This is a genomic window from Terriglobia bacterium, assembly GCA_020073495.1.
Classification (GTDB): Bacteria; Acidobacteriota; Terriglobia; order Terriglobales; family Acidobacteriaceae; genus JAIQFD01.
Window position 1 is genome coordinate 501,343 of the sequence record JAIQFD010000003.1, and the last position, 21,374, is coordinate 522,716.

The following is a 21,374-nucleotide window of genomic DNA, read 5'->3' on the forward strand; positions in this document are numbered from 1 at the left end:
CGATTCCGGGCCGCCCTTACCGGCCGGCGCTGCCGCAGGCCGGGGTGGCCGATGGAGAGAGTGCATGAACTCGAACGGCAATCCTAACCAGACCCTGAGCGTGCGCGACAACCGCACGAACAAGGACTACCAACTGCCCATCCAGAACGCCACCATCAAGGCCATGGACCTGCGGCAGATCAAAGACGACCCCGAAGAATTCGGGATGATGAGCTTTGACCCGGCCTACACCAACACCGCCTCGTGCAAGAGCGCCATCACCTTCATCGACGGCGACAAGGGCATCCTGCGCTACCGCGGCTATCCCATCCAGGAACTGGCCGAGCACTGCAGCTTCCTGCAGGTGGCCTACCTTCTCATGTACGGCGAGCTGCCCACGTCCACAGAGAAAGACCAGTGGATCCACGAGATCAAGCAGCACACCATGCTGCACGAGAACATCAAGAAGTTCATCGACGGCTTCCACTACGACGCCCATCCCATGGGCATCCTGATCAGCACCCTGGCCGGGCTCTCCACCTTCTATCCCGAGGCGCACGCTATCCACGACCCGGCGAACCGCAAGCTGCAGCAGCAGCGCCTGATCGCCAAGGTGGCGACCATCGCCGCCTACGCCTACCGGCACAGCCTGGGCTTGCCCTACGTCTACACCGATCCCGAGCTGACCTACGCCGAGAACTTCATGAACATGCTGTGGAAGCGCACTGAGCTCAAGTACCTGGCCAATCCGGTGCTGGCCCGCGCTCTCGACATCCTGTTCATCCTGCACGCCGACCACGAGCAGAACTGCTCCACCAGCACCATGCGGCAGGTGGGCAGCTCGCAAGCCGATCCCTACGTCTCCACGGCGGCGGCCGCGGCGGCGCTCTATGGCCCGCTGCACGGCGGCGCCAACGAGGAAGTGCTCAAGATGCTGGACGAGATCGGCACCAACGACCATATCGGCGCCTTCATTTCGCAGGTGAAAGACGGCAAGCGCAAGCTGATGGGCTTCGGCCACCGCGTCTACAAGAACTACGACCCCCGCGCCAAGATCATCAAGCAGATCGCCGAGGAAGTGTTCCTCATCACCGGGCGCAACGCCAAGCTCGACATCGCCCTCGAGCTGGAGAGGATCGCGCTCGAAGACGAGTACTTCGTCAAACGCCGCCTCTACCCCAACGTGGACTTCTACAGCGGCATCATCTACCAGGCCATGGGCTTCATGCCCAACATGTTCACGGTGCTGTTCGCCATCCCGCGCGTCGCCGGCTGGCTGGCCCACTGGGAGGAGATGCTGCGCGACCCCGACACCAAGATCTACCGTCCGCGGCAGGTCTACACCGGCTACGACGAGCGGCATCTGGACGAAAGCCAGAAGCGCGGCATGCGCGCCACCACCGCGCTGGCCAAGTGATCGCGCTTGGCGGGCGTGAGCGGGGCGCCGCGTAGCAAACCGAGCGGGAGCCCGCCGCGATCATCCTGAGCGAAGCGAAGGATCCCTGCCTGGTTGCCCCACCCTTGTTGCGCAGCGACAGGGTGGGGTTTTCTATTTCGTTATGCCGCTTTCTTCGCTCGCGTCTTGGGGGCGAAGATCCTCTTCAGCGCCTGGAACAACTCGCCGTTGGTGGCGGCGTTGCGCCGCACAAGGTCGCTGAGCGATACCATCCCCTGCACCGTCTTCTCGACGTTCACCACCGGGACGCGGCGCACCTGGTGGTGCTGCATGATCTGCAGCGCCGTCTCGGCCTTATCGGTGGGAGTGCAGAAGACGGGGTCGGGGGTCATGCAGTCCCGGACCCACACATGGTTGGGGTCGCGGCCGGTGGCGACCACGGCGAGGCAGAGGTCGCGGTCGGTGACCACGCCCACCAGTTTGCGGCTGTAGGCGTCTTCCACCACGGCCACGATGCCGATGGCGTGTTCCTTCATCAGGCTGGCCGCAGTCTGCGCGGAACTGGAAGCGATGCAGACCGCCGGATTTCGGCTCATCAAGTCGCTGACGCGCATACCATACCTCCCTTTTCCCCCGAAGCCTATGCCCCGGCCGGCGGGCGCGCAGTGATACCAGTCACCCCTGGCGGTGCCAGGGACTGGGCTGTGGCCTACGTCATGCGTCACGTCCAAATGTGACATGCGTCACCACATGAGGAGCGGCGGAGGTTCAAAATCCCAGTGACATGCTTTTCGCGCCGGGCTCGGCTGTGGGGTTGGCGCGAGATTCGAGGATTCCGATGGCCAAAGGCACGGTCTCCATCGTGGTGGAACGCTGCAAGGCGTGCGGTTTCTGCGTCGAGTTCTGTCCCACCAAGGTGCTGGCCCTTTCTTCCGCATTCAATTCCAAGGGATACCACCCGCCCCATCTGGTCGCGCCCGAGAAGTGCAGCGGCTGCGATCTGTGCGGCATGTACTGTCCCGATTTCGCGATCCACGGCTACAAATTCGACGGGAAGGAGGACGCGAAAGATGCACGCTGACCCGAAAGGTGTCCTGACCGGCGTCCACTTCCTGGACGGCGACCACGCCTGCTGCGAAGGGGCGCTGGCTGCCGGCGCGCGCTTTGCCGCCGGATATCCCATCACTCCCTCGACCGAAGTGGTCGAGCGCTTCGCCATGCGCGTGCCCACCGTCGGTGGCGTCTTCATCCAGTTGGAAGATGAGCTGGCGGCGTCCATCGCCATCCAGGGCGCGGTCTGGGGCGGTGCGAAAGCTTTCACCGTCACTTCCGGCCCGGGCTTCTCCCTGATGATGGAGCACATCGGCTACGCCGCCATGACCGAGACGCCCTGCGTCTTCGTGGACGTGCAGCGCGGCGGCCCCTCGACAGGTCTGCCCACGCTCCCGGCGCAGGCCGACATGATGCAATGCCGCTGGGGCTCGCACGGCGATTACGAGATCATTGCCATCTGTCCTAATTCTCCCCAGGAAGCGTTCGACCTCACTATCCAGGCATTCAACCTCGCTGAGCAGTACCGCGTGCCGGTGATGGTCATGCTCGACGAATGCGTCGGCCACATGACCGAGAAGGTGGTCATCCCCGAGCCCGACAAGATCGATGTCTATCCCCGGCGCAAGACCCACGCCAAGCAGGGCGAGTACCTGCCCTACAAGTCGAACGGCGACTCCGTCCCGGATTTCGCGCACGCCGGCGAAGGCTACAACTTCCACATGACCGGCCTGACGCACGACGAGCGCGGCTATCCTGCCATGACCGTGAAGGCGCAGGAAAAGCTGGTCAGCCGGCTCCGGAACAAGATCCTCGACGCCGTGGACAAGATCACCATGTTCGAAGCCGCCGATCTCGACGGCGCCGACGCGGTGGTGGTCAGTTACGGCATCACCTCGCGCGTGGCCCAGCGCGCCATCGAGCTGGCGCAAGCCAAGGGCTTGAAGGTCGGCAAATTCCGCCTGATCACCGCCTGGCCCTTCCCCGACCACAAGATCGGGGAGATCGCCAAGAAGGCCAAGGCGATCATCGTCCCCGAACTCAATCTGGGACAGATGTCGCGCGAGGTCGATCGCGCGGCGCACGGCGCGTGCAAAGTGGTGCATGTGCCGCACGCCGGCGGCGGCGTGCACGATCCCGAGGACATCCTGAAGGTCATCGAGGAGGCGATCCGATGAGCGCAACCGTTGCAGAACCACTCACTCATATCAACCCGGTCGAGCCGTTCCTGCGCATGGATCGCATGCCCCACATCTGGTGTCCGGGATGCGGCATCGGCACCACCGTCAACTGCTTCACCCGCGCTCTGATCGACTCCAAGATAGATCTGAAGAACGTGGCGCTGGTCAGCGGCATCGGATGCACCGGCCGCGTCGCCGGCTACGTCAAGCTGGACTCGTTCCACACCACCCACGGCCGCGCCATCCCCTTCGCCACCGGGCTCAAGCTGGCCAACCCCAAGCTCAACGTCATTGTTTATTCGGGCGACGGCGATCTGTTCGCCATCGGCGGCAACCACCTCATCCACGCCGCGCGGCGCAACGTGGACCTGAAGGTCATCTGCGTCAACAACCTGATCTACGCCATGACTGGCGGGCAGACGGCGCCGACCACGCCGGGCAACGTGATCACGGCCACGGCGCCCTACGGCAGCTTCGATCCGGCGTTCAATCTGCCGGCGCTGGTGGAGGCCGCGGGCGCGGTGTACGTCGCCCGCTGGACCGTCTTCCACGTCCGCCAGATCGCCCGCTCCATGCAGGAGATGTTCTCGAAGAGGGGCTTCAGCTTCATCGAGATCCTGTCGCCGTGTCCGACGCTGTACCAGCGCCGCAACAAGCTGGGCGACGGACTGGACACGCTCAAGTATTACAAGGAGAAGTCAAAGATCCGCAACGGCGCTTCCACCAGCGAGTGCGCGCTCACCAAACAGGGCGAGATCGTGGTCGGAAAGTTCGTGGACCGCGAAAAGCCCGACTACATCGAGCTCATGCGTCAGCACCTGTCGCAGGCGTGCCCGCAGTACATCGACTGGTACGAGGTCGAAGCGCAGAGGGCGGAAGAAGCCCAGGACGGAGGTTGCTAATGAAACTCACCGAGATCCGGCTCGCCGGCTTCGGAGGACAGGGCGTGATCCTGTCGGCCATCGTGATCGGCAAGGCGGCGTCCATCATGCAGGGCGGCTACGCCACCATGACCCAGAGCTTTGGCCCCGAGGCCCGCGGCGGCGCCTGCGCCGCCCAGGTCATCCTGGACAGCGAGCCCATCCTCTATCCCTACGTCACCCAGCCCGACATCCTGGTCATCATGTCGCAGGAGGCGTACGCCAAGTTCGCCCCCGAGATCAAGGATGGCGGCATCCTGATCGTGGAGCAGGACTTGGTGCGCGTGGACAACGTGAAGCCGGGCGTGCGCCTCTTCAGCGTGCCCGCCACGCGCTTGGCCGAAGAGCTGGGCAAGCGCATGGTGCTCAACATCGTGATGGTCGGCTTCTTCGCCGCAGTCACCAACCTGCTCGACCCCAAGGCGGTGCGCGCCGCGGTGCTCGATTCCGTCCCCCCCGGCTTCCGCGAGCTGAACGCCAAGGCCTTCGACAAAGGCTTCGAGTACGGCGCCAACTGCGATCAGTTGAGCCGGGAAGAGAAGGAACTCGTGCGCACCGTCCGCTTCGTGGACGGCGTCCACTGATTCTTGGGCCCAGGGCCAGATAGTCAGGAGCGGGAGGCGTTGCGAGCGCCTCCCGAAGTTTTTTCGCGGGCGATGGGGCGGGCCGATTGACTTGGCTGGGGGAGGGTGTGCTACCGTTCGCTGCTACTCGACCCTGTGGGGGAGGTATTTTCATGCTTGAACTACGTCAGTTCGGCGATGCCTTCGTTGAGCAGCAAATCGGCGCGATCGGGCTCAACGCAATGGACCGCCTGTACATCGATGATGTGCTGGCGATCGTAGATCGTGGAACCACCAACCTGCCGTCTTATCTCGACCTTTACCGCAAGTCCGTACAACAGGCCTGGAATCCCGACGAGCTGGACTTCTCCAAGGACCGGGAAGAGTGGGAATCCTTGTCGCCGCAGACCAGGCAACGGCGCATCTGGAGCATGCGCATGTTCTTCGACGGCGAACAACAGGTCGCCGGCATGCTCGCGCCCTTGGTGTGGGCGGCGCCCACCAAGGAGGTCGAGGCCTTCGTCGCCACCCAATTGGCCGACGAGGTCCGCCACACCATTTTCTTCGACCGCTACTGGCGCGAGGTCGTCGGCGCTTCCGCCGGGACTCTTGACGAACTTTTGGATGAGGTCGGCATCCGGGACACGGAGAACTCCGCCTACAACCTGGTCTTTCGCGATTGGCTGCCGGCGCAGGCACAGTGGCTGGCATCGCATCCCGACGACCTCGAGGCTTCGGCGAGGTTCGTCACCGTCTATCACATCGTCGTGGAGAACGCGTTGTTCCTCACCGGCATGCGCTACCAGCTCGAAGGCGCCCGGCGCTGGGGCCGCACCTGGGGCTTCTACAAGGGATTCACCGCCGCCACCCGCGACGAGTCCCGCCATGTGCTGTTCGGCGTGAAGTACCTTCAGGATCTGGTCCGGCAGGACCCGCTGCGCTTTGCTCCGCTCATCGAGGACACGGTGAAGGAGTTCGCGCCTCTGATCGAGCAGATCATGCAGCCGCCGGGACGGAACATGGCCTACTACGGCGGCGAGCATCTGGATTCTGCCTGGCCTGGATATACCCGCGAGACGCTCCGTGAGGAGATGATCGGCTACGCCCGGAACGCGCTCGCCAAGCGTCTACACGCCATCGGGATGGAAGTTGCCGTCTGAACCGCCACAGCCCACCTGTCGCTTCGGTGACGGGTGGGCGCTCCCTTCCGTGCCCGCGCGCCACCCAACCGGTTTCTTGCCTGCGGCGATCGCTGCCAGGGAAACCCGGTCGCGGATGAATAGCGTGGCACCCTTCAGCTCGACCATTTGTTTCCTCTTGAAATCGACGAACAGGCGGCTGACCGTCTCCCGCGAGGTCCCGATCATGTGCGCCACTTCCTCGTGCCGGAAGGCGAACTTGATGCGCCCCGGCGTATCCCCGTCACTCAGGGGCCATTCCAGCAGCAGCTTGGCCAGCTTTCCGCTGGCCGAGTGCGACAGGCCGAGACAGCGCATCTCCTCGCAGGCGATGCTGTAGATGCGAGCGAGCTGCTCGGCGACCGCCCGGCAGACCTCGGTGTGAGCGTTCATGAAACGCAGGAAATGCTCGCGCTTGAGGAACGTGAGTTGACATGGGCCGATGGTCTCCGCCGTGACTTCGTACTGTTTCCCCGACAGGGTCCCGGGAATTCCCAGTACGTCGCCGGGCTTGGCCAGCCGCAGGATCAAGGTCCTGCCCTCACCAGAGCAGATGAAGACCTTTACTCGCCCGCTTTGGATAACGTATACGCCGCGCGCGGGCTCGCCTTCGGCAATGAGCGCAGTTCCACCGGGGTAGCGCAGGGAATAGCTGATCTCCTCCAGTTCACGGAGAGCGCTCTGTGTCAGGTCGCCGAACGGTGTCGCGGTTCTTGGCTCAGCATCTCGCGGATGCAGAGTCACTACCCGGTCATAAGCTGGAAGCAAAGGCACCCCCCACCACACTGACCTGGGCGCATCACAGAGGGTCGATCGTTCCTGATCTCGAAAGAATGCCCCAGATCCAATGCCAGTCTACCTGTTGGGGACACTTCTTATAAGAAAGGCACGATTGTGTCAAGGCGTGCCGATTTAAATCGGTGACACTCGCCCGGCATTCGTGGCCGGAGTGCGGGAGAGTTCGCTTAAGCAGCTCCGGGTGTTCGCACGCCTTCAACCAAACACCTAGGTTGGGTTGTGAATCCTAATTAACGACGATCCTCTCCTTCTATTGCAAATCACTGCTGTCGTGCAATCGCCACGCCATGGGGACCGGTTCCCGCGGCGAAGGGCGAGCCCGCCACCGGCGTCAGCGCTCCGCTGGTGGCATCGTAGCTGTAGGCGGAGGCGTCGTCGGAATTGTTGTTGGCTGTGTACACGAACTTTCCGGAGGGATCGACCGCCACTCCCCGGGCACCACTTCCCGCGGCGAAGGGCGAGCCCGCCACCGGCGTCAGCGCTCCGTTGGCGGCATTGATGCTGTAGGCGGAGACGTCGTTCGAAGCGTGGTTGGCCACGTACACGAACTTTCCCGAGGGATCGACCGCCACGCCCTGGGGCTGATTTCCCGCGGCGAAGGGCGAGCCCGGGACCGGCGTCAGTGCTCCGGTGCCGGCAGTGATGGTGTAGGCGGAAACGTTGCCGGAAACGTGGTTGGTCACGTACACGAACTTTCCCGAGGGATCCACCGCCACGCTAAAGGGCGTATCTTCCGCGGCGAAGGGCGAGCCCGCCACCGGCGTCAGCGCTCCGGTGCCGGCTGTGATGGTGTAGGCGGAGACGTCGTCCGAAGTGTGGTTGGTCACGTACACGAACTTTCCCGAGGGATCGACCGCCACTCCCCGGGGACCTGTTCCCGCGGCGAAGGGCGAGCCCGCCACCGGCGTCAGCGCCCCGGTGCCGGCTGTGATGGTGTAGGCGGAGACGTCGTTCGAACCCTCGTTGGCCACGTACAAGAACTTCCCCGAGGGATCGACCGCCACTCCCCGGGGACCACCTCCCCCCGCGAAGGGCGAGCCCGCCACCGGCGTCAGCGCTCCGCTGGCGGCGTTGATGCTGTAGGCGGAGACGTCGTCCGATCCGCTGTTGGCCACGTACACGAACTTTCCCGAGGGATCCACCGCCACTCCCCGGGGACCAGTTCCCCCCGCGAAGGGCGAGCCGGCCACCGGCGTCAGTACTCCGGTGCCGGCTGTGATGGTGTAGGCGGAGACGTCGTTGGAGGTATCGTTACTGACGTAGGCGAACTCGGGAACCAGGCCCCCGCCCAGAATGTCGTTGGGAGCGCCCGTGGAGCAGCCCGCCACGATGGCTGCCACCACCAGCGTAGCTACCGCCGCAAGCACGATGCAATTCTTATTCATCATCCCCCCATTTGGGAGTCATTCCTTCGAATGAACCCTATTTCTTGCCGAATCGGAAGACCAGCCCGGCCGATACGCGCAGATCGTTCTGCGTCCCGTCCAGGAAGCGCGTGCCGAAGTACTCCACCTGGGGCAGACGGATGGACACCACCCGATGCACCTTCCAGTCCACGCCACCCCCCAGCGCCCAGGCCAGATTCGTGTCCGTGGTGAACAGGCCGCGGGCGTGCGCACCCCCCACCAGCCCGTGCACGAAGAAGGTGTATTTCTCTTTCCGCAGCGAGAGCTGCGGCCCGCCCATGAAGCTGTAGATGTACTGCCCGTCGCAGCAGTAGTTGCCGTCGAAGTCGGCCTTCAATCCGAACCAATGGTTCAGGTTCCAGTTGGCCGATGCTTCCCAGCCGCTGCTGTTGAGGGGTTCCCCCGAGCCCGCCGAGATGATCCGGATGTACGAATACCCGCCGAAGATCTCGATCTTGGGAGTGTCTTGTGCGTAGCCCTGCAGCGTCAACAGGACCACCAGGGGTGCGAGCAGAAACACTTTTTTCATCTATGACCCCTTTTGGATGATTGAACCGGGATTTCCTCTTTGCCCCCGAAAGTGTCGGTCATGCTACACCTGTTTCGCCTGATCGAGCTAGCGTAAAACGATTTTTGTCCGGAGCGCCCCCAACGGTCTGGGTCCCGCCGGTGGCAGCCCACGCCGCTGACCAACGGAGTTGTAGCCCGGCCGCCCTCGGCTGGGCCGTAGGAGGCGCCCCGGAACTTGTCCTGAGCGCAGCGAACGAGGGGCGCTGAAACGACGCGTTCCTCTTTATTATCTTTATCTTAGCCGGCTTCAGCCGGCGACACTCACGAATCCCAGACGAGCGTCGCTCGTCTGGGGCACACCATTCTCGTGAGAGCGCACGCGGGCCACACGCCACCCGGCTTCACACATCACGGGATTACACATCTGCCACAATCGAACATTTTCTTGACTCGCTCGCCATCAAAACCAATCCGGGAACATCAGCTCTACAAGGCCGGGAACCCAGTAGGAATAAAATCGCTCGTCGCAGATCTTGTACTTGCCGTATTTCTTCGTGGCATAGTTGCCCCAGTGCGGCCGGGTGCCGTCGAGGTCGGTGAATCCGTACTCCCGGGCCAGCGCCCAGGAACTGAAGACACGTCCGCTCTTCTTCTTTACCTTCGGATCTGCCGCAAGCGCTACCACCGCCCGGCCGACGTACCTCGGCGATTCTGACACCATGAAATCCGCGGCGGCATCGTGCACCACCCTTCCTTTTCGTCCTGGAGGGACCTTCTTCCCGGCGTCCTTCCAATTCGCCTCGCTGACTCCAAAATGTTCCAGCACCGATTCGGAGCGCAAAAAGCCCGGAGTCAGCGCCACGGAAACAATGTCTCGTTTGCGCAGCTCGCGGGCCATGGCGAAGGCCAGCCGTATGACGGAAATCTTCACCAGGTCATAGAAAAGGTTACCGCGGTAGTAGAAAGCGTCCCCGTCGGTGATCTCGAAGATGATCCCTCTGCCGCGTCCCAGCATCAGCGGAACGGCGTAGTGGGAAGTGATGATGTGGGAATGGATCGCCTGCTTCAGCATCCTCACGCCGTTCTCCAGGTTGACCGTCCAGAACGGCTTGCCGAATTCGGTGAGCGCGTCGCCGCCCCACACGTCATTGACCAGGATGTCCAGTCCCCTGTGCCGCCGTTTGATGCGGGCGACCAGCTTTTTCACCTCCGCAGGCTCTGTGTGATCGACTCGTACGGCAATCCCGCGCCCGCCGGCGGCGGTGACCAGTTCAGCGGTTTCCTCGATGGTTTCCGGCCGGCCGGGCGTAGCGGGACGTCCCCGCGAACTTCGTCCGGTGCAGTACACCGTCGCACCCGCCTCGCCCAGCGCGATCGCGATGCCTCGACCGCCCCCGCGGGTCGCTCCGGCAACCAGCGCGATCTTGCCTTTCAATACTTTCTTCGGCACTTCAGACATTCACATTCACCGTTGCACAGAGTGTCAGGCGGGGAACCCACTCTTCACGGCTTTGCGGCACCTACAGCGAAGAGGGGGCGTCGAAACGCCGCATGTCTAGCGAGTTGCAGGACCCAGTCGAGCCTGGATCTTCTGCAGCAGATCGGCCGCGGCTTCCCCGGCGTGCAGGGTCGAGAAGTCCTGCCCGAGCTCTACAACTGGCAGCCGTGAACACTCTTGATCGAAAGCCTGGCGCGTTCCCTCAGCCGCCCTCAGGTTGGAACCTAATACCAGCAGCGCGGGGCGCGTAACGCGCAACAGGATGAGAGCGTCGGGAACGCTGCTGCTGGACAGGACGTCGAATCCAGCGTGCCCCAGGAATTCCCGCACATAGGCGAGCACGTCGGCGGACTGGTCAACACAGAGCAGACGAGCGCCGGTCCGCGACGCTTGCTCCGGGCCGTCGTTCTGCCGGTAGAAGGCAGCGATAGCTTCCTCTTCCTGCTCGTGCATCTGGAAGAGTTGCGTCAGGTTGGTGATCTTCAGGACCGTGGCCACTTCACGCGTCACCTGGCACAGTTTGATGTCGCCGCCGGCTTGGCGGGCGGTGGCGAGCATCCGGACCATGGTTCCCAGGCCGCTACTGTCCATAAACGTGACATCGCCGAGGTGAAAAACGAGGTGTTTTTCCGTGGGAAGAAGTTTGGAGATCTGCTGGCGGACCGAATCGGCTTCGACGCCCGCGACCATGCGCCCGCTACAGCGCACCACGGTGACCCGGCCGACCCTGCGCGTGCTGAGTGTCAGTGGCATTGGATGAGAGGGCGGGATTGTAAACCACCTTCTGCATCCCGTGCCGCAGAATCTTGAAGAGCCAGACCGCGGTCAGCGTTCGGGGTCGGGCCTCGCTCCGGGGGAAAGAAGGCCGAGCACGTTCAAGAGGATGCCCAAGGAAATTCCGATCCCAAAATTGAAGTAGTTCGGCGGCTTTTCAATGGTAAGCCAAAGGGGCGAGGCCAGCAGAAGAGCCATTCCGAAGCCGTGGAGGAAGCGTTTCTTCACCGTCCTATTGTATTCGGCGGGATGGCGGGGAGTGAGCCCCGCCGGTGGAAGCCTACGGTTTTAACCGTGGGCGGAGCTCCGGAACCTGTCCCGAGCCGAGTGAAGTTGGGGCGCCGAAACGTCGCATTCCTCTTTAGTAGTCGCATGCCATGGCCTCTATCTGCGATGATGTGACCGGTTGCGATCCTACACACGCATCGTCATTGGCGTCGCGCTCGCATGTGGCCTGGGCGTGTTCGTCCGCGCCGTGGCCCTGGAGCGAACGCTCCCGTTCTGGGCAGTGGCGTCGCTGCTCGAGCTCACCGGCATTCTCATCGCCGCGTGCCTATGGTTCGCCGTGCGCGGGCTCCGGCCGGCGGCCGAACGCGCCGGTCTCGGCGATGGCGCGTATGCGGTGCTCGCGTCTTCTTTTGTTTGGATGCCGGTGCTGGTGGTGGGCGTGTTTTATCTTGGCCACCGGTTCCTGGGCGAAGGATCAGGGGCGCCGGATTGGATCAAGGACGCGAGTTTTTACGCCTTGGCCGCGGCCAGCCCGTTCGTCCACTTCACGGCATTCGTTCTGATCCTGCAAACGTCGCGCGCCAGCCGCTGGGTGTTCGCGGGGCTGAACGGGCTGATGTTTCTGATCGATCTCCTGTTCCTGGGCGTCGCCACCAACCTGCTGCAGTTGGGACTGGGCTGAGGTTGAGAAAAAGCGGCAGGCTTGGTCGAGGATCGAAAATTACCAATTACAGATTTCAAATCACAAATCCCTGAAGGGGATTGTTTCCCTGGGCCACCCAGCCGCTTTCGGCGACCCCGGCGATTCCGGCGATCTATCACACCCCTCCCGTACTGTATGTCGGAGCTTATGCCCTCAGCAGATGCCAGGCCTCTCGATACCGCTCGTAGAGGCCTTCGCCGACTGCGGGTCGCTGTCGGGGATACACGTAGATCGCGCGCCGGCGCCGTAGCGCCCGCGCCGGGATCACGTACCAGGTCTTGGTGGGAACCACGTAGGCGGCCAGGAAGTCCATCTCTCGCGCCGAGTACCCCCGCGCGTCCCGGCGATGCGTCGTGATCACCTGGTACGCCCGGTGTCTCCGGTAGCGCGATGACTTCACCTGCACCCGGTAGTAACGCCCCCGGCGTCCTACCAGGAAATCGTAGGGCAGGCTGTCTCCCCACGGACGGCTCACTTCCAGTCCGTGGCTGGCCGCTTCCAGCAAGAACCGTATCTCTTCCAGCTCCCCGTGGGCCTTCCGGGAGTGGGACATTCCGCGGGCACACCGCCCGCATATCCAGTTTAAATCATCCCGTCAAGTGGAAAATTATCTACAAGCTATACTCCAGGTTTCGTCCCAATCCCTGCAACGACTTACGACCTCAAAATATTCTCGTTATCTGGAGCGCCCTTCTTCAACTTTACAAATTAGAAATCCCCAGAAACTAGACACGAGAAACTTGAGGCGCTTAGCGGGCGTGAGCGAAGCGGGAGCCCGCTGCCGAAATCCTGAGCCTCGAAGGATCTGACCTGGTACTTGGTACTGGTTTGTCCGATTGTTTACCGCGGCCACCCGCCCGCTTGATATTAGGCGCGTCGCGTCTTCTTCTTGGGCCGGCGCTTGTGTTTCTTGGGGCGTCTCCTGGACATGGCCGCCATTGTAATACGAGATCACGACGGCGGGGTGCCCCCACCCTTTGTCGCCCAGCGACAGGGTGGGAATGGCCGAACGGGTGCCCCACACGCCCTTCGCATACGACAAGCATCGTCCCTTGGGGGCATAATACCTCGCAGAACCTTCAGCCAGGCGCAATCAGGCGTTAGAGGGTATTGCTGTTCGCACGGCCTAGTCATAGGCACAAGGAGTGACCAGATGAGAAAGCTTGTCCTTTCGCTGTGTTTGACTTTGATGCTTCTGGCTGTGGGCCACGGCTACACAGCGATCGCACAAACCACCCAGGCTGCAGTCGGGAATGCCCAGCAGGAGATCAAGACCCTGCAAGGACAGCTTGTGCAAGCCATTTTGAAGAGCGATACCAGTTTCTTGGAGAAGTATTACGCCGATGATTACATCGCAATCCACGGCGATGGCAAGCTGACCACGAAGGCTCAGGAGATCGACAATTTCAAGTCTGGCGTTACCAAGTACGACTCCATCACTGTGCGCGAAGCTAAGATACGCATCTATGGAGACACGGCGGTCGTGAACGCGCTAGCCTCTGTCACGACCATCGTCAACGGGAAGCCATTCAGTGGCGACGTTCGCAACACTCGGGTTTGGGTGAAGGACAACGGTAACTGGAAACTCGTGGTCTTTCAGACAACTCGAGTAGCACCATAAGGGCCGGGTGCCCCACTCAAACTTGGTACTTCGTACCGGGCACTTGGTACTCCAGCCCGCCCCCGGCCGGGCCAATCACAAATCACGCCGTGTTCGAGATCTGAAGATTACCAATTACAAATTTCAAATCACAAACCCCTGACGGGATTGTTTGCCTGGGCAACCGGCCTCGCTAATCGCACTTGACCCAGAAAACGTGCCGTTCTTGCCGATGGGTGTGCTTGTACTCTCCCATCGTTCCCCCGCCCAGGATTGGCTTCATGTTTCCCGTGAAATAAGCTGTCTCTCCATCATAAGGGCAGGGTGCGGTGACACTACAAGCAGCGACAGCAACCGACACTAACAACACCAGAACTAACAGCGACTTCCACAACACAACATCACACTTTCTTCCTTTTTACCGGGGCCCCATTCTAGCCCTCCTTTGGCTAGGGTGGGTGATTCAAGTCGTAGCCCTGAGCGCCTTGCCCGGGCCACCCGCCCGCCCAACATTTTCAATTTGTGAAGCGGAACCAGCTGAGTATTATTCAGGCATGCCTCGCCGAACACTTGCAATGATCTCGCGCGACATTCGCAATACCGAAGCGAACGTCGCTCTCGCAAAGGGTGACTTCGAATATCTCAAACAGGCGTGTCAGGGGTTTCCAGCGCTGATCGCGAAGCTTGAAAGAGAACTCGACGCACTCAAAGAAGAGGAACGGCAGTTCCGTAGCGCATCGAGACAGGAGCAGCGGCACTGGAAATGCGCCGGCGACAAAGCCGAGGGAGTGCCCGTTCTTGGCAGCTCCAAGCTCCTACAGCTCGCCACCCGTGAAGATTACAAGGCCTAGCGGACCAGGGGTCGTTGTCGACATGTTTCGGCTCTGCGCCTCAAGGCTTTTGCGAACCTATCGAAAAGGTCAAGCCGCCTCCCCGTAGCCTTGAAAGATACTCCAACACTTCTTTCGGTCCAGCTTCCTGCGACAGTTGGCTCACCAACACGCGTAGTTGCTCTCGGCCTACGAGAGCAATTCCATGCTCCGCAGCGGCTTCATAGTCGGAAGGGACTGGATCAGCCGGGGTCGCCACGATAGGAAAGATGTCCACTTCGTTCTCAAGATATTCGTGCAGTTCGCGGGCCCTTTCCCTTAAGGGCGATAATTTGTCCAATGGCTTCTCACGTGTGCATTCGACGATGATCACGAGTGGTTTAGACGCTTTGTCTTGCTCAAGCAGACCAGCCAAATCAGGGCGGCGGGTGTCCGTGCCCTGACCATACCAGGCGACCGGTAGCCCAAGGAGATGGAACAAACGGCCGACCGCAATCTCGAAATCTGTACCGCCCCTTCCCTCAGGTCTGAACAGACCTTTGTTGAGTCTTTTATGGTCCGGGTCAAAAAATGTTCCGACTTTACTCCGTAGTGTCGCCGCTGCGGTCCATCGTTGAAGCCTTGCCTCGGCGACTTTCTCTGAGAAGTACAGCAGGGTGGCGTCTGCGATCGTTGAGCGGGGTTGCCATTCAATCCTTACTTGCCTGACGCCCGGTCTCTGCCGACCCGGTTTAGCTTCCGCCAGAGTCAGGAAACTATGCCAAGCTTTAGTCTGCGGAAACCCTAGTGCCAGTTGTAGGTCATCATCTGGGATTTCATCCGGAACGTAGATGAGTAAATTGCCATCGTCTGTATATTCGAGGCCAAAAGGTAGTGGGGCTACGATCTGAACCGCTGTGTCCTGAGTGGTGTCGAAACGAATTCCAGGGAAAAAAGTCGCGAATAGATCGCCAAAACTTTGATATCCGATCAGGCGAAGTGCCGATTCTATCTGCCTGAGCAATTCAGAATCGATGTAGTTATACATTCGGGCACGACTGCTGCTACCGCAGACGGAGACCACCTCGCGGTTCACGCCGTACCTCGCGGCAGCAATTCCGGCGTGCTCGCGCATGACTGAGCCCCAACCAAAAGTGTTTCCCGGAAGCACAGTCACGGCCCTATCATTCTCCGGCTCGACGAGGAAAACTTCGGCGCACGCTTCGTGGCGAACGGGAACGATCTGATTCTGGATAATGGTACTGAGGTACTGGTCTAATTCGGTGGAGGGCAGCGACTTCGTATAAAGCAAGAACTTGTCGAGGTGAAGTGAAGATCCCAGCCCGATCGCCTGTTCGTGCAACTGCATCCTCGTGCATAGGTTTATCCACCGGGTATCGGATCGGATAGCGGCCACTGTGATCGAGAATTGCGGCCACAAATCGCGGTACTTTCGGATTTGGCGGGAAAATGCGCCCAGCAGCTCCGAGCTCATCGCTGCAAGCTTACATCACGTGCGATTCGGTTGTGAGCACAGCGAAGTTCCCAGGCCACCCGCCAGCCGCCGGGTGCCCCGTCCTAGCCCGGTTTTGGCTAGGGCGGGGAAGTTCCTCGACGTCACAGACAAGCCTTGGGTCCTGCAGTAGATTCTCGCCATGCCTTGGGGCCTGCGCCGTTTCCAACAATCGCGCCAGTTGCACTTCATTACCTTCAGTTGCTACCGCCGTCGGCCCCTGCTCGATCCCGCCGCGCGCCGCCTCCTGGAACGGGCACTCGAGCGGGCACGTGTCGTCTACGGCTTCTTTGTCGCGGGATACGTGGTCATGCCGGAGCACGTCCATATGCTGGTGAGCGAGCCGGAGAAGGGAACGCTGGCGAACGCACTCCAGGCAATCAAGCAGTCCGTGGCACGGCGGCACATCGGGGACCGTCTGCATTTCTGGCAGGCCCGCTACTACGACTTCAACGTCTGGAGCGAGCGCAAGCGCATCGAAAAGCTACGCTACATGCACCGAAATCCGGTGAAGCGAGGACTGGTCGCGCGTCCCCAGGATTGGGAGTGGAGCAGCTTTCGCCATTACGTGACTGGTGAGAAAGGTGTGGTCGAGATCGAGTCTGAGTGGACGGCGCGCCGACGGGAACGGGGTGCCCCACCCAAGCCTGTTGTTGGCTTGGGTGGGTGACGAGTCTGGGGGTGCTCCGATCCTTCTAGGTTGGGTGACAAAACACCCCCGCCCTAGCCAACCCCGGGCTAGGACGGGGCACCCTCAAATTTTGTGGTATCGAGAGAAATGTGGGTGCCCCACCCAAGCCCGCCTTTGGCTTGGGTGGGTTCTCTAGAAGGGTTCCACCCTATTGACTCGGGTGAACCACCCGCCCAGACTGTTCTTCTCACTCTTCAGCGGCCCGCAGGAGGACATATGGCAACACGAGTCTTAGGAATCGTACTTCTGTTCTGCGCGCTACCAACGATGGGACAAACAGAGCGGTCTGTATCTGAAGCGTTGAAAGACGCAGAGTATGCGTTTAGGCGATTCGACGAAGTGTCCGCTCGCGTTGATTTCAGCAGATGGTCGGTGCCACGTGACCTCAGAACAACCGAGGTGCAGGCATTGAAAGCAATTCAAACGGAAGTACAGAACGCAGAGGCCATACTCGCGGACATTCAGACCAGAGGAGCCTTTGTGACGAGTGGTGAACTACTCGATGTCATGGATGCTTTGAGTGAAGCTTCATTAGAACTCTCTGATCTCAGTTCCAACACTCTGAACTTTCAGGATCAGGATTCGCGCGATATAGCAAAAACAAGCCAAGCCAACGCACTGGGTGAGGAATTGGCGAGGGCTGGTGCGACAGCCCACAAGGCCGAAGGTAAGCTATACATCGTGCTCAAGGAAAGGCTTGCGGAAGAGCAGTTGAAGTTACTGTCCTGCGACCTCAAGAAGCCATAATTCGTTCACTCCCTTCGGCATCCACATTATTCCTATCGTCGGCGAAAGGGCGGGCCACCCGCCCCTTCTTGTTTTCGCCTTTTCTTTGCCTCATAATCATTTGGGAGGTTAGGGCACTAATGAAAAGGAGCGAGAGATTCCTCTATGCCGCACTGCTTCTCATTGGAGTTGCAGCGCTCGTTGTTTTCGTCAAGACGTCACTGGACAAGTTTGATCCGCCGGGTTTCTACGCCTTGCTGACTTTCCTTGGGACTATTCTTCTGGTGTATGTAACAGCGCGATACGTTTTTGTTTTCGAGAAAGATGCCACCACACGCCAATCGGTCCAAGAAGAGTGGGAGGCACGGCGATTTTACGCCGGAAGAGTGTTCGCCGTTGCAGATGGCTTCGTGGACCTGTTCTTTGCGGCCAAACGCGAGTTAGAAGTTCTTATCGGAGAGTGGAAGGCGCTCGAGGAGAGGCGTCAGCAGCGAAAAGCTTCTGCCGTAGGGTCTCTCGGGGGAATGGCGACGGCGTTTCCCGAAACGCCGCAGGCGATTGATGCCGAAATCAATAGTCGTATCGAGGTCGCGCTCGTCCGTTATAACGAACGGGCAAAGGATTACAACTGGCGTGCACAGGCACTGCTGGAGCAGGCGACGACGCTAATAACGCCTGAACAATGGCGGGATGCACATCAAATCTTCTTGCGATTGTCAGCAGATTTCCGCGGTCTGGGTGAAGCCGTCAACGTGCTGGAGGCCTACTCAGATGCCCACGAGTCATTTTCGGGCTTGGTGGCGAGTGTACGAGCGAATGCAGATAGCAAACTGCGTGTGCGACAAATGGTGCGGAATTAGCGCACGGCCGTATGATAGCGGCTCCCCCGGTTTGCCACTCCCTCCGCCCGCGTGTTATTCTCCAAAGGTCTGAAAACGACGATATTTAGAGAGTAGGAGCGCATCAGTCTCAGTGCTAGCGAGAGAGCAGAAACAGGATGTCATCGGCCGGTTCCGGACGCACCCCACGGACACGGGCTCACCCGAAGTCCAGATCGCGATCCTCAGTGAGCGCATCAGCGAACTGACCGAGCACTTCCAAACGCACAAAAAGGACCACGCGTCACGGCGCGGGCTCCTCATCATGGTCAGCAAGCGCCGCCGCCTGCTGGATTACCTCAAGCAGTACGACACCGAGCGATACAAGACCGTCATTCAGAAACTCGGCATCCGCAAGTAGTCCTGCGTTTGCCAGCCGCTGAAGTACGACCTCAAGCTCGGGCCGTGGTGTATTTGCGCGTCTTAACGCTCTCTCGAAAGCTCACACGCAGTGTCATCCCGAACGGGATCTGCTTGAGTTGCCGGTTGTCAGTTGCCAGTTGTCAGCTCTGAAAACCGACAAGTGACAACTGCTCCCCTGACGCTCTCCGAATGAAAGGACACACCGAAATGAAGCACGAAGCCACTGTAGAACTTGCAGGCGGCAAGTCCATCTCCTTTGAAACCGGACATCTGGCCAAGCAGGCGCACGGCTCGACCGTGGTGCGCATGGGCGAAAACGTCGTCCTGGCGACCGCCTGCGCCAACCCCGATCCCCGCGAGGGCATCGACTTCTTCCCCCTGACCGTGGACTACCGCGAGTACACCTACGCGGGCGGGCGCTTCCCCGGCGGGTTCATCAAGCGCGAAGGACGGCCCAGCGAGAAAGAGATCCTGACCTGCCGGCAGATCGACCGTCCCATCCGTCCGCTGTTCCCCGAAGGCTTCCGCTGCGAGACCCAGGTGATCGCGCTGGTGCTGTCGGCGGACACGGAGAACGATCCCGACGTGGCCGGCATCAACGGCGCGTCGTGCGCCTTGGCCATCTCCGACATCCCCTTCAACGGCCCCATCGGCGCGGTGCGCGTCGGCCTGCTCAACGGCCAGTTCGTGGTCAATCCGACTTACACCGAGATGCGCGAGAGCCTGGTCAACATCATGGTGGTGGGCACCGCCGGCGGCATCGTGATGATCGAGTCGGGCGCCAAGGAAGTGAAAGAAGAGACGGTGCTGGACGCCATTGAGTTCGCCCACACCGAGATCAAGAAGATCGTCGCCGCCATCAACCAGATCGCCAAAGAAGTCGGCCGGCCCAAGCGCGCAGTGACCCCGGTCGAGCACGACGAGAAGTACTACAACGACCTCGCCAAGAAGATCGGCGAGCGGCTGGCGGACGCCATGGATACCCAGAAGTATCCCAAGGCGGAGAGCTACGCCCGGGTCAAAGCCATCAAGAAAGAGCTGAAGGAAGCGATCCCGGAGGAGAACGAGGACGAGCGGAAGAAAGTGGGCCGCTACTTCGAGCTGCTGCGCGAGAACATGTTCCGCGAGGCGGTCACCAAGCAGAGACAGCGTCCGGACCATCGGCAGTTCGACGAGATCCGGCAGATCACCATCGAGGTGGGCGCGCTGCCGCGTACCCATGGTTCCGCGATCTTCACCCGCGGCGAGACTCAGGCGCTGGTCACCACCACGCTGGGCACCTCCGACGATATGCAGCGGCTGGAGGGCTTCGAGGGCGAGGCCAAAAAGCGCTTCATGCTGCACTACAACTTCCCGCCCTTCTCGGTGGGCGAAGTGGCCTTCCTGCGCGGCGCGGGCCGCCGCGAGATCGGCCATGGAGCTCTGGCCGAGCGCGCCATCTCTCCCATGCTGCCGCCCGAAGAGACGTGGCCCTACACCATGCGCGTGGTCTCCGACATCCTGGAGTCCAACGGCTCGTCGTCGATGGCCACGGTGTGCGGCGCGGCGCTTTCCATGATGGACGCCGGCGTTCCCCTGAAATCTCCCGTCGCCGGCATCGCCATGGGTCTGGTGAAAGAAGGCGACGCTTACGCCATCCTCACCGACATCGCCGGCGCCGAAGACCACTACGGCGACATGGATTTTAAGGTGGCGGGGACGAGGGAGGGCATTACGGCGCTGCAGATGGACATCAAGGTGCCGAACATCTCGTCGCAGATCATGCGGGAGGCGCTGGAGCAGGCGCGGCGCGGGCGGCTGTACATCCTGGACAAGATGCAGGAAGCGATCGCCGGGCCGCGGGAGAAGATCTCGCCGTACGCGCCGCGCATCTACACGCTACAGATCCCGACGGACAAGATCCGCGACCTGATCGGGCCGGGAGGCAAGGTGATCCGCGGGATCATCGAGCAGACCGGGGTGAAGATCGACGTCGAGGATTCGGGCAAGGTGAACGTGGCGTCGAACGACGAAGCGTCGGCGGCCAAGGCGCTGCAGATGATCGGCGACATCACGGCCACGGCCGAGGTGGGCAAGACCTACCTGGGCAAGGTGGTGCGGCTGGCGGAGTTCGGGGCGTTCGTCGAGATCTTCCCCGGCACCGACGGGCTGCTGCACATCAGCGAGGTGGCGGAGCACCGCATCGCCAACGTACGCGACGAGCTGAAGGAAGGCGACCAGATCCTGGTGAAGGTGCTGGCCGTCGAAGGCAACCGCATCCGGCTGTCGCGCAAGGCTATCCTCAAGGAACAGCGCGCCAAGATGCAGGTTGAAGGCGGCGGCGCCGAGCAGACCGTCACCATCGAAGGCGGCGGCGACTTCGTGGAGGAGCCGGCGGAACAAGGCGAGCCGAACTTCAACCGTGTCGAAGGCGCCCCAGCGCACCAGGGAAGCAGCTTCGGCGATCGCGGGCCGCGCGATGGCGGCGGGCGTCCAGGTGGTGGCGGACGTCCAGGCGGCGGCGGGCGCGGACGCGGAGGACGGGGTCGTCGCGGCGGACCGGGCGGGGGACGTCCGGGGGGCGGCGGAGGCGGACCTCGGCACTAAAGTAAATCTTTAACTATTCGGGCC

The 21,374-nt window shown here is 61.3% G+C and carries 23 protein-coding genes; 14 read left to right on the top strand and 9 right to left on the bottom strand.

The genetic code is table 11. The features are described from left to right. Positions 1-64: 64 nt before the first annotated feature. The gene (locus LAN37_09540; protein ID MBZ5647451.1) at positions 65-1,396 is read left to right on the top strand and encodes a citrate synthase; all 1,332 of its coding nucleotides are present in this window, start codon (positions 65-67) and stop codon (positions 1,394-1,396) included. A gap of 140 nt (positions 1,397-1,536) precedes the next feature. Here LAN37_09540 and LAN37_09545 read toward each other — a convergent pair whose 3' ends face one another. Beyond that, positions 1,537-1,989: a CBS domain-containing protein gene (locus LAN37_09545; protein MBZ5647452.1), complete on the bottom strand. Its 453-nt coding sequence runs from the start codon at positions 1,987-1,989 to the stop codon at positions 1,537-1,539. A 224-nt stretch (positions 1,990-2,213) separates the two neighbouring features. Between LAN37_09545 and LAN37_09550 the strand changes: the two genes are divergently transcribed. The 5 genes from LAN37_09550 to LAN37_09570 all read left to right on the top strand — a co-directional run bounded on the left by LAN37_09550 (position 2,214) and on the right by LAN37_09570 (position 6,249). After that, positions 2,214-2,456 carry a 4Fe-4S binding protein gene (locus LAN37_09550; GenBank protein ID MBZ5647453.1) on the top strand — a complete coding sequence of 81 codons (243 nt, stop codon included), beginning with the start codon at positions 2,214-2,216 and terminating at the stop codon, positions 2,454-2,456. Further along, on the top strand, positions 2,446-3,603 hold the full coding sequence (locus LAN37_09555) for a 2-oxoacid:acceptor oxidoreductase subunit alpha (GenBank protein ID MBZ5647454.1): 1,158 nt from the start codon (positions 2,446-2,448) through the stop codon (positions 3,601-3,603). Before LAN37_09550 ends, LAN37_09555 begins: the two co-directional genes overlap by 11 nt. Continuing rightward, the gene (locus tag LAN37_09560) at positions 3,600-4,508 is read left to right on the top strand and encodes a 2-oxoacid:ferredoxin oxidoreductase subunit beta (protein ID MBZ5647455.1); all 909 of its coding nucleotides are present in this window, start codon (positions 3,600-3,602) and stop codon (positions 4,506-4,508) included. The genes LAN37_09555 and LAN37_09560 overlap by 4 nt, the downstream gene beginning before the upstream one ends. Further along, positions 4,508-5,110, top strand: coding sequence for a 2-oxoacid:acceptor oxidoreductase family protein (locus tag LAN37_09565; GenBank protein ID MBZ5647456.1), 603 nt, complete (start codon positions 4,508-4,510; stop codon positions 5,108-5,110). Before LAN37_09560 ends, LAN37_09565 begins: the two co-directional genes overlap by 1 nt. Before the next feature lie 152 nt (positions 5,111-5,262). Next, positions 5,263-6,249: a ribonucleotide-diphosphate reductase subunit beta gene (locus tag LAN37_09570; GenBank protein MBZ5647457.1), complete on the top strand. Its 987-nt coding sequence runs from the start codon at positions 5,263-5,265 to the stop codon at positions 6,247-6,249. Here LAN37_09570 and LAN37_09575 read toward each other — a convergent pair. The 6 genes from LAN37_09575 to LAN37_09600 form a co-directional block, all read right to left on the bottom strand. After that, entirely contained in the window at positions 6,217-7,011 is a 795-nt protein-coding gene (locus LAN37_09575; GenBank protein ID MBZ5647458.1) for a Crp/Fnr family transcriptional regulator, read from the bottom strand. The genes LAN37_09570 and LAN37_09575 overlap by 33 nt on opposite strands. A gap of 314 nt (positions 7,012-7,325) precedes the next feature. Next, positions 7,326-8,453 (bottom strand): lactonase family protein, encoded by a 1,128-nt coding sequence (locus tag LAN37_09580; GenBank protein ID MBZ5647459.1) that lies wholly within the window; start codon positions 8,451-8,453, stop codon positions 7,326-7,328. Between the two features lie 34 nt (positions 8,454-8,487). Beyond that, positions 8,488-9,000 (bottom strand): hypothetical protein, encoded by a 513-nt coding sequence (locus tag LAN37_09585; GenBank protein ID MBZ5647460.1) that lies wholly within the window; start codon positions 8,998-9,000, stop codon positions 8,488-8,490. A 441-nt stretch (positions 9,001-9,441) separates the two neighbouring features. Beyond that, on the bottom strand, positions 9,442-10,440 hold the full coding sequence (locus LAN37_09590; GenBank protein MBZ5647461.1) for an SDR family NAD(P)-dependent oxidoreductase: 999 nt from the start codon (positions 10,438-10,440) through the stop codon (positions 9,442-9,444). A 96-nt stretch (positions 10,441-10,536) separates the two neighbouring features. Further along, on the bottom strand, positions 10,537-11,232 hold the full coding sequence (locus tag LAN37_09595; protein MBZ5647462.1) for an anti-sigma factor antagonist: 696 nt from the start codon (positions 11,230-11,232) through the stop codon (positions 10,537-10,539). Between the two features lie 72 nt (positions 11,233-11,304). Beyond that, a complete protein-coding gene (locus tag LAN37_09600) occupies positions 11,305-11,481 on the bottom strand; it encodes a hypothetical protein (protein MBZ5647463.1) in 177 nt (58 codons plus the stop codon). A 178-nt stretch (positions 11,482-11,659) separates the two neighbouring features. Here LAN37_09600 and LAN37_09605 point away from each other — a divergent pair, with 178 nt between their 5' ends. Continuing rightward, entirely contained in the window at positions 11,660-12,163 is a 504-nt protein-coding gene (locus LAN37_09605; GenBank protein ID MBZ5647464.1) for a hypothetical protein, read from the top strand. A gap of 166 nt (positions 12,164-12,329) precedes the next feature. Here the strand turns inward: LAN37_09605 and LAN37_09610 are convergent, their stop codons facing one another. Continuing rightward, the gene (locus LAN37_09610; GenBank protein MBZ5647465.1) at positions 12,330-12,737 is read right to left on the bottom strand and encodes a hypothetical protein; all 408 of its coding nucleotides are present in this window, start codon (positions 12,735-12,737) and stop codon (positions 12,330-12,332) included. A 600-nt stretch (positions 12,738-13,337) separates the two neighbouring features. Here LAN37_09610 and LAN37_09615 point away from each other — a divergent pair. Next, positions 13,338-13,805, top strand: coding sequence for a nuclear transport factor 2 family protein (locus LAN37_09615; GenBank protein MBZ5647466.1), 468 nt, complete (start codon positions 13,338-13,340; stop codon positions 13,803-13,805). A 554-nt stretch (positions 13,806-14,359) separates the two neighbouring features. Further along, on the top strand, positions 14,360-14,635 hold the full coding sequence (locus tag LAN37_09620) for a hypothetical protein (GenBank protein ID MBZ5647467.1): 276 nt from the start codon (positions 14,360-14,362) through the stop codon (positions 14,633-14,635). Between the two features lie 40 nt (positions 14,636-14,675). Here LAN37_09620 and LAN37_09625 read toward each other — a convergent pair whose 3' ends face one another. Further along, complete coding sequence (locus tag LAN37_09625; protein MBZ5647468.1) at positions 14,676-16,088, bottom strand: hypothetical protein; 1,413 nt, start codon at positions 16,086-16,088, stop codon at positions 14,676-14,678. Positions 16,089-16,248: 160 nt separating this feature from the next. Here LAN37_09625 and LAN37_09630 point away from each other — a divergent pair, with 160 nt between their 5' ends. The 5 genes from LAN37_09630 to pnp all read left to right on the top strand — a co-directional run bounded on the left by LAN37_09630 (position 16,249) and on the right by pnp (position 21,350). Then, positions 16,249-16,776 (top strand): transposase, encoded by a 528-nt coding sequence (locus tag LAN37_09630; protein ID MBZ5647469.1) that lies wholly within the window; start codon positions 16,249-16,251, stop codon positions 16,774-16,776. A 237-nt stretch (positions 16,777-17,013) separates the two neighbouring features. Next, positions 17,014-17,544, top strand: coding sequence for a hypothetical protein (locus LAN37_09635; protein MBZ5647470.1), 531 nt, complete (start codon positions 17,014-17,016; stop codon positions 17,542-17,544). A gap of 119 nt (positions 17,545-17,663) precedes the next feature. Next, positions 17,664-18,383 carry a hypothetical protein gene (locus LAN37_09640; GenBank protein ID MBZ5647471.1) on the top strand — a complete coding sequence of 240 codons (720 nt, stop codon included), beginning with the start codon at positions 17,664-17,666 and terminating at the stop codon, positions 18,381-18,383. A gap of 112 nt (positions 18,384-18,495) precedes the next feature. Beyond that, entirely contained in the window at positions 18,496-18,762 is a 267-nt protein-coding gene (gene rpsO, locus LAN37_09645; protein MBZ5647472.1) for a 30S ribosomal protein S15, read from the top strand. Between the two features lie 209 nt (positions 18,763-18,971). Beyond that, complete coding sequence (gene pnp, locus LAN37_09650) at positions 18,972-21,350, top strand: polyribonucleotide nucleotidyltransferase (GenBank protein MBZ5647473.1); 2,379 nt, start codon at positions 18,972-18,974, stop codon at positions 21,348-21,350. Positions 21,351-21,374: the final 24 nt, after the last annotated feature.